Origin of the sequence: Streptomyces sp. NPDC058470, from assembly GCF_042721055.1 — a bacterium.
In the GTDB taxonomy this organism is placed as follows: domain Bacteria; phylum Actinomycetota; class Actinomycetes; order Streptomycetales; family Streptomycetaceae; genus Streptomyces.
This window is the reverse complement of the sequence record NZ_JBHXMF010000004.1, coordinates 30680-42616: the sequence shown is the minus strand read 5'-3', so window position 1 is coordinate 42616 and position 11937 is coordinate 30680. Positions and strand designations below refer to the sequence as shown.

Annotated in this window: 10 protein-coding genes; 1 reads left to right on the top strand and 9 read right to left on the bottom strand. The window is 69.3% G+C overall.

Annotation, left to right across the window (positions count from 1 at the left end):
- The 6 genes from ACFWP7_RS03915 to ACFWP7_RS03890 all read right to left on the bottom strand — a co-directional run bounded on the left by ACFWP7_RS03915 (position 1) and on the right by ACFWP7_RS03890 (position 5136).
- Positions 1 to 846, bottom strand: a complete 846-nt coding sequence (locus ACFWP7_RS03915; RefSeq protein WP_384375544.1) for a carbohydrate ABC transporter permease — start codon at positions 844 to 846, stop codon at positions 1 to 3.
- Positions 843 to 1805, bottom strand: a complete 963-nt coding sequence (locus ACFWP7_RS03910) for a carbohydrate ABC transporter permease (protein ID WP_384375541.1) — start codon at positions 1803 to 1805, stop codon at positions 843 to 845. Before ACFWP7_RS03910 ends, ACFWP7_RS03915 begins: the two co-directional genes overlap by 4 nt.
- Before the next feature lie 4 nt (positions 1806 to 1809).
- Positions 1810 to 3105 carry an extracellular solute-binding protein gene (locus ACFWP7_RS03905; RefSeq protein WP_384375538.1) on the bottom strand — a complete coding sequence of 432 codons (1296 nt, stop codon included), beginning with the start codon at positions 3103 to 3105 and terminating at the stop codon, positions 1810 to 1812.
- 143 nt (positions 3106 to 3248) lie between these two features.
- Positions 3249 to 4133: a tetratricopeptide repeat protein gene (locus tag ACFWP7_RS03900; RefSeq protein WP_384375536.1), complete on the bottom strand. Its 885-nt coding sequence runs from the start codon at positions 4131 to 4133 to the stop codon at positions 3249 to 3251.
- 101 nt (positions 4134 to 4234) lie between these two features.
- Entirely contained in the window at positions 4235 to 4534 is a 300-nt protein-coding gene (locus ACFWP7_RS03895; RefSeq protein WP_384375533.1) for a DUF3039 domain-containing protein, read from the bottom strand.
- 29 nt (positions 4535 to 4563) lie between these two features.
- Positions 4564 to 5136 (bottom strand): YqgE/AlgH family protein, encoded by a 573-nt coding sequence (locus ACFWP7_RS03890; protein WP_384375530.1) that lies wholly within the window; start codon positions 5134 to 5136, stop codon positions 4564 to 4566.
- A 282-nt stretch (positions 5137 to 5418) separates the two neighbouring features.
- On the opposite strand from ACFWP7_RS03890, the gene murA reads away from it, so the two are divergent.
- The gene (gene murA / locus ACFWP7_RS03885; RefSeq protein WP_365430333.1) at positions 5419 to 6765 is read left to right on the top strand and encodes a UDP-N-acetylglucosamine 1-carboxyvinyltransferase; all 1347 of its coding nucleotides are present in this window, start codon (positions 5419 to 5421) and stop codon (positions 6763 to 6765) included.
- A 108-nt stretch (positions 6766 to 6873) separates the two neighbouring features.
- On the opposite strand, the gene ACFWP7_RS03880 is transcribed toward murA, so the two are convergent.
- From ACFWP7_RS03880 to ACFWP7_RS03870, 3 genes are all read right to left on the bottom strand, one after another.
- Positions 6874 to 7155, bottom strand: coding sequence for an HU family DNA-binding protein (locus ACFWP7_RS03880; RefSeq protein WP_007382399.1), 282 nt, complete (start codon positions 7153 to 7155; stop codon positions 6874 to 6876).
- A gap of 353 nt (positions 7156 to 7508) precedes the next feature.
- Positions 7509 to 8942, bottom strand: a complete 1434-nt coding sequence (locus ACFWP7_RS03875; protein ID WP_384375527.1) for an NAD-dependent malic enzyme — start codon at positions 8940 to 8942, stop codon at positions 7509 to 7511.
- Between the two features lie 465 nt (positions 8943 to 9407).
- Positions 9408 to 11894 carry a HelD family protein gene (locus ACFWP7_RS03870; protein ID WP_384375524.1) on the bottom strand — a complete coding sequence of 829 codons (2487 nt, stop codon included), beginning with the start codon at positions 11892 to 11894 and terminating at the stop codon, positions 9408 to 9410.
- Positions 11895 to 11937: the final 43 nt, after the last annotated feature.

The following is an 11937-nucleotide window of genomic DNA, read 5'->3' as shown; positions in this document are numbered from 1 at the left end:
TCAGTCCTTTACCGCTCCGCCCAGCCCGGAGACCAGCCGTCGCTGTACGAGTACGAAGAAGATCAGCACCGGAATCGTCATCACCGTGGACGCCGCCATCACGCCGCCCCAGTCCGGCTGGTCGGGGTTGGAGAAGACGAGGAGTGCCATCGGCAGGGTGGACTGTGCCGTGTCGCTGATGATGAAGGACTTGGCGAACAGGAAGTCGTTCCAGGCCGAGATGAAGGAAAACACGCTGGTGGCCACCAACCCCGGGAAGACCAGCGGGAAAAGGATCTGCCAGAGGAATCGCGCACGGCTCGCCCCGTCGATGTACGCGGCCTCTTCCAGCGCCTCCGGAACAGCCTTCACAAAACCCCTCAGCATCCAGATCGCGAACGGCAGCGAGAAGGCGATGTGCGGCAGGATCAGCGAACCCAGCGTGTTCAGCTGGCCGAAGTCCCTCATCAGGAAGAAGAGAGGGATCGTCAGTGCCTCCACGGGCACCATCTGCGCGACCAGGAACATGATCAGCAGAGTGGTGCGGAAACGGAAGCGGAATCGTGTCACCGCCGTCGCCGCGAGAAACGCGATCAGTGCCGAGACGACGACCACCGTGCACGCCACGACAAGGCTGTTGAGGAAGTACCGGCCGAATTCCTGCTGTCCGAAGACCCGCCGGAAGGAATCCAGCGAAGGCGCCAGAGTCCACGGCCTGGGATCGGAGGACTCGATCTCCCCGGCCGGCTTGAAGGCGCTGAGCACCATCCAGTACAGAGGGAAGGCGACCACGACCGCGATCAGCAGCGCGGACACCTCGGCGGCGAGTCGCCACGGACGTCGTACGAAGCCACCCATGAGGTTCACAGTTCCTCCCCCTGCCTGCGCAGCAGCCACAGATACACCAGCGTGACCCCCAGCAGAATCAGCAGCATCACCACGCCGATCGCCGAGCCGAGGCTGTACTGCGAGGCGGCGAACGCCTTCTGGTACGCGTACACGTTCAGCACGAGGTTCTGTCCGGCGATGCCGCCGCCGTTCGTCATCACGTAGATCTGCGTGAAGAGCTTGAAGTCCCAGATGACCGACTGGATGGTGACGACCACCAGGATCGGCCGGAGCATCGGCGCGAGCACCGAGCGCCAGATCCGCCACTGCGAGGCACCGTCCAGGGCCGCCGCCTCCAGGACCTCGGACGGTACGGAGCGGATGCCGGCGTACACCGTCACCATTACGAACGGGAAGGAGCACCAGACCACTTCGAGGAGTACCAGCGCGAAGGCGCTGAAGCGGCCGTACGTCCATGAGTGGTCGCCGAGCCCCAGCAGCCGGTTGACGGGCCCGAAGTCGGGGTCGAAGAGCAGCAGCCAGACCGTGGAGCCGGTGACGGCCGGGGTCGCCCAGGCCCCGAGCGCGGCCACCATCAGCGCGAGCCTGGGCACGGCGCGTACCCGCGTGAGGAGCACCGCGAGCGCGCAGCCGACGGCCAGCGTGGAGACCACGCAGGCTGCCGCGAACACGACCGTGGTGACCAGCACCTGCCAGAACTGTTCGTCGGCGAAGAGCGTCGCGTAGTTGCCGAAGCCCTCGAAGGTGGTCGGTTCGCCGCCGCTGACCTGGGCCTGGGTGTACTCCAGGAGCGAGATCAGGCCGAGTTGGTAGATCGGGTAGACCAGCAGGCCGCCGAGGACGACGAGGGCGGGGGCGAGGTAGAGCCAGGGGGTCCAGCGGGGGCCTCGGCGCCCGGGTCGGGTGGTGCGGCGCGGTCGGGCAGGGCGCGCCTTGGTCACTGTGCCGCGCTCGGCGAGCGCGTCGTGCGTTGTCATCCGCTCAGCCCACGGAGCTGAACGCGTCGTCCATCTTCGTCGCCGCGTCCTTCGAGGCCGCCGCCACGTCCTTCTTGCCGCTGACGATCTCCTGGAACATCGTCGGCAGGACGAGCGAGGCGTCGATCTGCGCCCAGGCGGGCGAGGCCGGCACGAACTTGGCGCCCGCGGCGAGCGTCTGCACGAAGGGCTTCACGAACGGCTCTCTCTTGGCGACGTCGGCCCGCACATCGGTGTACGTCGGCAGGAAGCCCATGGCGTCGAACAGCTCGCCCTGGGTCTTCTTCGAAGCCAGCTCCTCCATCAGGTCGACGGCGAGCGTGCGGTGCGAGGTGCTCTTCAGCACGCCGAGGTTGTTGCCACCCGCGAACGCCGGGGCTATCTCGCCCGACTCCAGGCCGGGCAGCGGCACGACGGCGTACTTGCCCTTGACCGCTCCCGCCTCGATCGCCGCGTGACTGAAGTCACCGCCGATGGCCATGCCCGCCTTGCCCGAAGCGAAGGCCGTCACCGTGTCGTTGCCGCCCATGCCCGCACACTTGGCGGCCGGACAGTTGTCGTCACCGAAGAGGGAGGTGTAGGTCTCGATGCCCTTCCGGGACGCGGCGCTGTCGATGGCGGAGGCGTACGAGCCGCCCTTGCCGTTCGCGATCTCCCCGCCGTTGGACCAGATGAACGGCATCGCGCCGTACGTGTAGGCGCCGCCGACCGCGAGGCCGTACAGGTCCGGCTTCGCGGCGCGGATGTCCTTGGCCGTGGAGATCAACTCGGCCTGTGTCTTCGGGACTTCGAGACCGAGTTCCTCGAAGATGTCGGTGCGGTAGTAGAGGGCGCGGACGCCGACGAAGTACGGGGCGCCGTAGATCTTCCCGTCCACCGTCACGGACTGCTTGGCCGTGGGGTCGGTGTCCTTGGAATCGCTCCAGTCGGCGAACTCCTCGGTGACGTCGGCGAGTCCGCCGTCCTTCACATAACCGGCGGTGTCCGTGTTGCCGTACTCGATGAGGTCCGGGGCGCTCGCAGGGTCGTTGAACGCGGCCTTGATGCGCTGGGCGCGGGTCTCCACGGGGATGTACTCGATCTGTACGTCGGCACCCTCGTGGGCCTTCTCGAAGGTGTCGACGGCCGCGTCGACGACCTTCTGCTTGGGCGCGTTGTTGACCTCCTGGAAGAGCCAGACCCGCAGCGTGCCGGTCTTCTCGTCCTTCTCGGAGGTGGAGTCGTCGGAGGTCTGGGGGGCGCAGGCGGCGAGAACCACAAGGGTGGTGACGGCGACGGCTGTTCGGACAGAGAGCTTCATTGAGCATCCTCCGGTGGGGTGCGTTGCAACATACGCAATGACTGTTTCGCTCTGCACAACACCCTGGAGGCTATGGAGTACATGAACATGCCCACAAGAGGTCTCAACCACTTCGTGACCACGTGACGCACTCCGTGCAACGGTCAGCCGCCGAAGGCCTCGATCTCCCGCTCGACGGGCCCCAGCCCAACGACCTTCATCTCCGGCACGGCCTGCGCCAGCCCAACGACCACCTGCTCCGGCACGGCCTGCGCCTGAAGGAAGAGCGCGGAGAGCGGGTTCCCGTCGGCAGCGGGTACCGCGAGCAGTGCGGCGGCGCCGGCCGGGGCGGAGCCCCAGAGCAGAGCCACCAGCCCGGCCCGGGTGCGCGCACCGTGGCCCCCGCCGCCGTACCGCTCCTCGTTCACGGCCCGTATCTCCGCGATCCGCTCGGGCCAGGTGAGGCCGGCCCGGCTGGGCACGACGATGAGCAACAGAAGCAACACGGGAAGCAACACATGCGACAGCAGCATCAGTTCGTCCACGGTGTCCGGCCAGGCGCCCACCGTCGGGAGCACGGCAGGACCCGCGAGCGGCGCCAGGAACACCACGAACCACCACGGGCTACGTCGCCCGGGCATCCGCGTCGCCCCGCGGCCCCCCAGTTCCTTCGCGCGCCTCGCTTCCCGCCCGGCCTCGCGGCCGCCGCCCACGATCCGGTTCGCGGCGGCGGACAGCACGCGGTGCGCCTGCGCCTCCTCCGGCGCCACCGCCACCTCCGTACGGGCAGCGGCGACCGACTGATCCCACCACCGCAGCTGACAGGTGACGTCGGCGACCGCCAGATGCCCCCGCCAGTCGTCCGGCGCCGGCTCCACCACCCGATCCGCGAGCGGCAACGCCGCCTGCGGATCGCGGAGTTCGACCAGCACCGAGGCCGCGAGGCTCAGCTCCCGCGCGCTCCGCGGCTCCGCCCGATCCACCCGCGCCCGGCTCTCGCGGAACTTCCGTGCCCTCGCCAGTTCCCGCGCCCTCAGCAACAACTCCACGCCCACCCCGGGTACGCCAAAACCGCGGCACCCCACACCGGGATGCCGCGGCCATGCCAGATCCACCTACGCGGCCTACTGTGCCGAAGAACCCGGCGGCGTTACTTCTTGTCGCCGTCCTTGCCCTTGTCTCCCCCGCCGGCGCCCATGGACTCGTAGATCTCCTTGCACATGGGACACACGGGGTACTTCTTCGGGTCGCGGCCCGGCACCCACACCTTGCCGCAGAGGGCCACGACGGGCGTACCTTCCAGGGCGCTCGCCATGATCTTGTCCTTCTGGACATAGTGGGCGAAGCGCTCGTGGTCCCCGTCGCCGTGCGACACCTGCGGTGCCGGCTCCACGAGGGTCCCCGTCCCCGTGCCTCGCTGGGGCTGGGTCTCAGGCTCAAGAGTGCTCATAACGCCAAGGGTACTGAAGGTCACGGGCGTCAGTTGAGGGAAGGGTCGTCCGGGTACGTCGCCACCATCGCCAGTTCGTTGCGCTGGCGGCGCAGGACCTCGCGCCAGAGCCGTTCGGGGGACGGGGAGGAGACGTCTCCGGGCTCGGACTCGACGACGTACCAGGCGCCCTCGGTCAGTTCCGCCTCCAGCTGACCCGGGCCCCAGCCCGCGTACCCGGCGAAGATACGGAGCGAACCGAGGGCGGCGGCGAGGAGTTCCGGCGGTGCCTCCAGGTCGACGAGGCCGATCGCGCCGTGCACACGGCGCCAGCCGAGCGGGATGCGCTCGCCGGACGCACCGCCGGGGATGACCGCGACACCGAGCGCCGAGTCCAACGAGACGGGGCCGCCCTGGAAGACGACGCCGGGTTCGCCGGCCAGGTCCGCCCAGCCCTCCAGGATGTCGCCGACCTCCACGGGGGTCGGGCGGTTGAGGACGACACCGAGCGAGCCCTTCTCGTCGTGGTCGAGGAGCAGCACCACCGCGCGGTCGAAGTTCGGATCCGCCAGGGCCGGCGTAGCCACGAGCAGCCGCCCTGTGAGCGAGGACACCTCGGTCATGCGAGACATGATCCCGCATCTTCCCCGTGAGCGGGGAGCCAATGCGAGTACCTGTGTGAATGCAGCTCAGGGCGCAGAGAAGCGCCCCCCGCGCACGCCGTTACCGGTGACCCCGTGTGCCCGATTAGGAACGGTTCGTGTTGTGGCAAAGCTATGACGGAGCTGAGAGGCCCTTGGGCTTACAGAAGGGGGGTAGGCGGCCATTACCCTTACTCTCCGGCTCCTGCAACGACTTGCCTGCCGACGAATCACTCCTGCCCAACTCATCGGATCGCGAGATACATGACCGTCAACGGCTCTGACGACGTACTGCTTGTCCACGGCGGAACCCCGCTCGAGGGCGAGATCCGGGTCCGCGGTGCGAAGAACCTCGTACCGAAGGCCATGGTGGCCGCCCTGCTGGGCAGCGCGCCGAGCCGACTGCGCAATGTCCCCGACATCAGAGACGTGCGAGTCGTACGCGGACTGCTCCAGTTGCACGGGGTGACGGTCCGTCCGGGAGAGGAGCCGGGCGAGCTGGTGCTCGACCCGTCGCACGTCGAGAGCGCGAACGTCGCGGACATCGACGCGCACGCGGGTTCGTCCCGGATCCCGATCCTGTTCTGCGGTCCGCTGCTGCACCGCCTGGGCCATGCCTTCATCCCGGGCCTGGGCGGCTGTGACATCGGCGGCCGGCCCATCGACTTCCACTTCGAGGTGCTGCGGCAGTTCGGCGCGAAGATCGAGAAGCGGGCGGACGGCCAGTACCTGGAGGCCCCCCAGCGGCTGCGCGGCACGAAGATCCAGCTGCCGTACCCGTCGGTGGGCGCGACCGAACAGGTCCTGCTGACGGCGGTGTTGGCGGAGGGCGTCACCGAACTGGCCAACGCGGCCGTGGAGCCCGAGATCGAGGACCTCATCTGCGTACTGCAGAAGATGGGCGCGATCATCGCCATGGACACTGACCGGACGATCCGCATCACCGGTGTCGACTCGCTCGGCGGCTACACCCACGCGGCCCTGCCGGACCGTCTGGAGGCCGCCTCCTGGGCGTCCGCGGCGCTGGCGACCGAAGGCAACATCTACGTCCGGGGCGCCCAGCAGCGCTCGATGATGACGTTCCTGAACACCTACCGCAAGGTCGGCGGCGCCTTCGAGATCGACGACGAGGGCATCCGCTTCTGGCACCCCGGCGGCCAGCTCAAGTCGATCGCCCTGGAGACGGACGTCCACCCCGGTTTCCAGACCGACTGGCAGCAGCCGCTCGTCGTCGCCCTCACCCAGGCGACCGGCCTCTCGATCGTCCACGAGACGGTGTACGAGTCCCGTCTCGGCTTCACCTCCGCGCTCAACCAGATGGGCGCACACATCCAGCTCTACCGCGAGTGCCTCGGCGGCTCGCACTGCCGCTTCGGCCAGCGCAACTTCCTGCACTCCGCCGTCGTTTCGGGCCCCACCCGGCTCCAGGGCGCCGACCTGGTCATCCCCGACCTCCGCGGCGGCTTCTCGTACCTCATCGCGGCACTGGCGGCCCAGGGCACCTCACGCGTGCACGGCATCGACCTGATCAACCGCGGCTACGAGAACTTCATGGAGAAGCTGGTGGAACTCGGCGCGAAGGTCGAGCTGCCGGGCAAGGCTCTCGGGTAACAGAAGCAGTCGTGGGTACGACGATGGGGCGGCCACCCGGTGAAAGGGGGCCGCCCCATTGGCGTACTGCTCTGCCGTGCTCCGCCCCTGACGCGGGCGGCGCAGGCCTTACTTGCCCTTGGCGGCTTCCTTGAGCTTGCTGCCAGCGGAGACCTTCACGCTGTAGCCGGCCGGGATCTGGATGGGGTCGCCGGTCTGCGGGTTGCGCGCGGTGCGAGCGGCACGGTGGGTGCGCTCGAAGGTCAGGAAGCCGGGGATGGTGACCTTCTCGTCGCCCTTGGCGACGATCTCACCGACGGTCTCGGCGAAGGCGGCCAGAACGGCGTCGGCGTCCTTGCGAGTCACCTCGGCGCGGTCGGCCAGCGCGGCCACCAGCTCACTGCGGTTCATGTCGTTACTCCCGTGTTCTTCTTGCTGTTGAGGCGTGCCACGCGGCGGAGCCGCATACCGGGCACAGTGAAGCCGATGCTGCCAGGGTCCTCGGTCGGTCCCCGGACCCGGGTCCGTCGCCAGACCCTCGCGCCCGAAGACGCATCCTGCCCCCACCTGCGGCGGGAAAGCCAATCCGGCACCCCCGGGGAGTCACAGGAACACCCTTGGGGGTCACACGGAAAGGCCTGCGCAAGGCGTGAACGAGGCGTGAGCCTGGCCGCCACCCTAAAGGCGGCCGCAGGTCCCGCCTTCCACGACGCGCCGGAGCTGTGGCGGTCGTGGCGGTCGTCACAGCTGCCGCGGGGCCCTGCTTACGCGGGTGCGCTGCCCGACTCGGTCACCCCGGCCGCCTTCGCGGCGTCCCGCACCGCTCCGGCGACCGCGCCCGCGACCTTGTCGTTGAAGACGCTCGGGATGATGTAGTTCGGGTTGAGCTCGCCCTCGGTGACCACGTCCGCCAGGGCGGTGGCGGCAGCCAGCATCATCTCCGTGTTGACGGTACGCGACTGGGCGTCCAGGAGGCCACGGAAGACGCCCGGGAAGACCAGGACGTTGTTGATCTGGTTGGGGAAGTCCGAGCGGCCGGTGGCGACAACTGCCGCCGTCTGGCGGGCGATCGCCGGGTCGACCTCGGGGTCGGGGTTCGCAAGCGCGAACACGATGGCCTGGTCGGCCATCGCGGCCACGTCGTCGCCGTCGAGCACGTTCGGGGCCGAGACGCCGATGAACACGTCGGCGCCGCGCACGGCCTCCTTCAACGTACCCCTGAGGCCCTCGGGGTTGGTGTTGTCGGCGATCCATCGCAGCGGCGAATCGGCGGCGGCGTCCACGAGGTCCGCACGGTCCGCGTGCACGACACCGTGGATGTCGGCGACGACGGCGTTCTTGACGCCCGCGGCGAGCAGCAGCTTGAGGATGGCCGTACCGGCCGCGCCCGCACCGGACATGACGACGCGGATGTCGCCGATCGCCTTGCTCGCGACCCGCAGGGCGTTCGTCAGGGCGGCGAGGACGACGATCGCGGTGCCGTGCTGGTCGTCGTGGAAGACGGGGATGTCGAGGGCCTCGCGCAGCCGCGCCTCGATCTCGAAGCAGCGGGGCGCCGAGATGTCTTCCAGGTTGATCCCCGCGAAGCCGGGGGCGATGGCCTTCACGATCTCGACGATCGCGTCGGTGTCCTGGGTGTCCAGGCAGATCGGCCAGGCGTCGATGCCGGCGAAGCGCTTGAAGAGCGCCGCCTTGCCCTCCATCACCGGGAGGGCGGCCATCGGGCCGATGTTGCCGAGCCCGAGCACGGCGGATCCGTCCGTCACGACCGCAACGGAGTTGCGCTTGATGGTCAGCCGTCGGGCGTCCTCGGGGTTCTCGGCGATCGCCATGCAGACGCGGGCCACGCCCGGCGTGTAGATCATCGAGAGGTCGTCGCGGTTGCGGATCGGGTGCTTGGACTGCATCTCGATCTTGCCGCCGAGGTGCATGAGGAACGTACGGTCGGACACCTTGCCGAGCGTCACGTCGTCGATGCCACGCAGCTGCTTGACGATCTCGTCGGCGTGCGCCGTGGAGGTCGCCGCGATCGTGACGTCGATCCGGAGCCTCTCGTGACCGGAGGCGGTCACGTCGAGGCCGGTCACCGAGCCTCCGTGGGACTCTACGGCCGTGGTGATCTGGGAGACCGCGGTTCCGCTCGCGGGCACCTCCAGACGGACCGTAATCGAGTAGGAGACGCTGGGCGCCGTTGCCATGGCCGACTTCCTCTGCTTTCACCGTGTACTGCTGGGTCGCGCTGTCTCGCGGTATGCCTTCCGATCGTCGCACCTACCCCTGAGTACGTGCCAACCGCCCCGGGTTGCGAACGTTTTGTTCGCGGACGGTCGAGACTTTCGGAAAACTTATTCCACCATACGATAGTGACGGCGGCGACAGGAGAGGCGATCACGGCCGGAACCCGTTGGAACCCGTTGGAACCCGTTGGAATCCCTACCGGAACCCGGCGCCGCGGAAATGAACTTTCGGGACGGGAATTGCCTTGCGGGGATCGTTTGTTACCTTGGACGTGACACCGGCCCGATCCAAGCCCCCGGGCCCAACCTTCGTCGCTACGAGCGACCTCTTGCCGCGAGGCGAGCATGGCGGGTCGGTGTCGCTGAACGAACGGGAGGCCCCCGTCACCGCAAGGTGACGGGGGCCTCTCCGCGTTGCCGGTGCCCTCAGTCCCGCAGCAGGTCGGGCACCCCGTTCCCGTCCGGCTCGTCCCGGTCCGCCGAGACGATGGTGAGCTGCTGGGTCGCCCGCGTCAGGGCGACGTACAGCACGCGCAGGCCAGCCGGTGACTCGTCGGCGATCTCCGCGGGCGAGACGACGACCGTCGCGTCGTACTCCAGGCCCTTCGCCTCCAGGCTGCCCAGCGCCACCACACGGTCGCCGAGCCCCTTGAGCCAGCGGGCGGCCTCCTCGCGCCGGTTCATGGCCACGACGACGCCCACGGTGCCGTCGACACGGTCCAGGAGGCCGGCGGCCTCCGCTCGTACGGTCTGCGCGAGTGAGTCCCGTACGACGGCGAAGCGGGGCTCCACGCCGGTGGACCGTACGGCGGACGGGGACTGTGCGCCCGGCATGGCGAGGGCCAGGATCTTGGCGGCCAGTTCGGCGATCTCGGCCGGGTTGCGGTAGTTGACGCTGAGGGTGAAACGGCGCCGGGGGCGGCTGCCCAGGGCCTCGTCACGGGCCTCGGCGGCCTCCTCCGGGTCGGACCACGAGGACTGGGCGGGATCGCCCACCACGGTCCAGGTGGCGTGCCTGCCGCGCCGCCCGACCATCCGCCACTGCATGGGCGTGAGGTCCTGCGCCTCGTCGACGATGACGTGCGCGTACTCGGTCCGCTCCTGCGCCAGCCGCTCGGCGCGCTCCCACTGCGTCTCCTCACGCGTGGGCATGAGCTCCTCGAGGCCGGTGAGCTGGTCCAGCGGGTCCAGGTCGCGCCGCTTCCTGGGGCGGGCGGGACTGCCGAGGATGGCGGTCAGCTCGTCGAGCATGGCCACGTCGTGCACGGAGAGCCCGTCCCGCTTGAGGGAGCGGGCCACCCGCCGCACCTCACCGGGGTTGAGGATCCGCCGCGCCCAGCGTCCCAGTCGGCGCTCGTCGGCCATGGCGGCCAGCACGCCCCGCGGGGTCAGCTCCGGCCACCACACGTCCAGGAACTCGATGAAGCTGTCCTCGGACGTGATGTCCTCGTCGAACGACGAGCGCAGCTCGGCCGCCAGCTCCGGGTCCGAGTGCCGCGAACCGGCCCCCGAGCGCGCCCACAGCGCGTCGAGCAGCAGCTTGCGGGCCCGCGGACGCAACAGGTTCACCGGCGCCGTACCGCTCAGCGCGTTGTTGCGGATCCGGTCCAGCTCGGGGGCCTCCAGCTCCAGACGGCGCCCGAAGGCGACGACACGGAGGCGCGTGAGGGGGCCGGTACGGGCCTGCCGCCTTGCGTCGTCCCCGCCCCCGTCCCCGTCGTCGTCGAAGCCGTCACCGTCTCCGTCGCCGAAGGAGAGCTGCTGGTCCGGGGCGTCCGCGGCTGACCGGCCAGCACGGGACGACCGTCCGGAGGACCCCGACGGCGCCTCCAGCGCCCCCTGCGCCGCCTTCCGCAGCACCTTGAGCATCCGGTACGAGCCCTTGGCACGGGCCACCGCCGGGGAGTCGTACAGGGTGGCCTCCGCGCCGTCGACGAGGGAGCCGATGGCGCGGATGGCGACCTGGCCCTCCTCACCGAGGGAGGGCAGGACGCCCTCGGTGTAGGCGACCAGCAGAGGGGTCGGAGAGACGATCAGGATGCCGCCCGCGTAACGGCGGCGGTCCTGGTACAGGAGGTAGGCCGCCCTGTGCAGGGCCACTGCGGTCTTGCCGGTGCCCGGGCCGCCCTCGACATACGTCACCGAGGCGGCGGGCGCGCGGATCACCAGGTCCTGCTCGGCCTGGATGGACGACACGATGTCCCGCATGGTGTGACTGCGGGCCTGGCCGAGGGCGGCCATCAGGGCGCCGTCGCCGATCACCGGGAGTTCCTGGCCGTCGAGAGTGGCCTTGAGCTCCGGGCGCATGAGGTCGTCCTCGACGCCGAGGACCCTGCGGCCCTTGGAGCGGATGACCCGGCGCCGCACCACCCGACCCGGCTCCACCGGGGTCGAACGGTAGAACGGGGCCGCTGCGGGCGCCCGCCAGTCGATGACCAGCGGCGCGTAGTCCGTGTCCAGGACACCGATACGGCCGATGTGCAGCGTCTCCGCGATGTCTGCGTACTGACGACCGGTCTCGTCGTCACGCACGGCGCCCTCGGCGGGTTCCACCGCCGTGTACGCGCCGTCCGGACCCTTTGTGCCGTCCTTCCCCAGGAGTAGGTCGATCCGGCCGAAGAGGAAGTCTTCGAACTCGTTGTTCAGGCGGTTGAGGTGAATTCCCGCCCGGAACACCTGGGCGTCGCGCTCGGCGAGCGCCCCCGGTGTCCCGACCTGACCGCGCTTGGCGGCGTCGTTCATGAGGAACTCCGCCTCGTGGATCTTCTCCTCGAGGCGCCGGTATACCCGGTCGAGATGTTCCTGTTCGACGCTGATCTCACGGTCCCGAACGGAGTCGTCCCTGAGGGAGTCCTGCCGTGCGGAATCGTGGACCGAACCGAGCGCGGTTTCCTGCTGAGCCTGAGCGGCCACCGGGCCCCCTTCTGACGTGCTGGGCAGCCGTCAACCGTACGCG

Coding starts and splice junctions, on each gene's coding strand:
- ACFWP7_RS03910 (WP_384375541.1), bottom strand. CDS start 1,805: ATGACAACGCACGACGCGCTCGCCGAGCGCGGCACAGTGACCAAGGCG.
- ACFWP7_RS03905 (WP_384375538.1), bottom strand. CDS start 3,105: ATGAAGCTCTCTGTCCGAACAGCCGTCGCCGTCACCACCCTTGTGGTT.
- ACFWP7_RS03895 (WP_384375533.1), bottom strand. CDS start 4,534: ATGAGCACTCTTGAGCCTGAGACCCAGCCCCAGCGAGGCACGGGGACG.
- ACFWP7_RS03890 (WP_384375530.1), bottom strand. CDS start 5,136: ATGACCGAGGTGTCCTCGCTCACAGGGCGGCTGCTCGTGGCTACGCCG.
- murA (WP_365430333.1), top strand. CDS start 5,419: ATGACCGTCAACGGCTCTGACGACGTACTGCTTGTCCACGGCGGAACC.
- ACFWP7_RS03880 (WP_007382399.1), bottom strand. CDS start 7,155: ATGAACCGCAGTGAGCTGGTGGCCGCGCTGGCCGACCGCGCCGAGGTG.
- ACFWP7_RS03875 (WP_384375527.1), bottom strand. CDS start 8,942: ATGGCAACGGCGCCCAGCGTCTCCTACTCGATTACGGTCCGTCTGGAG.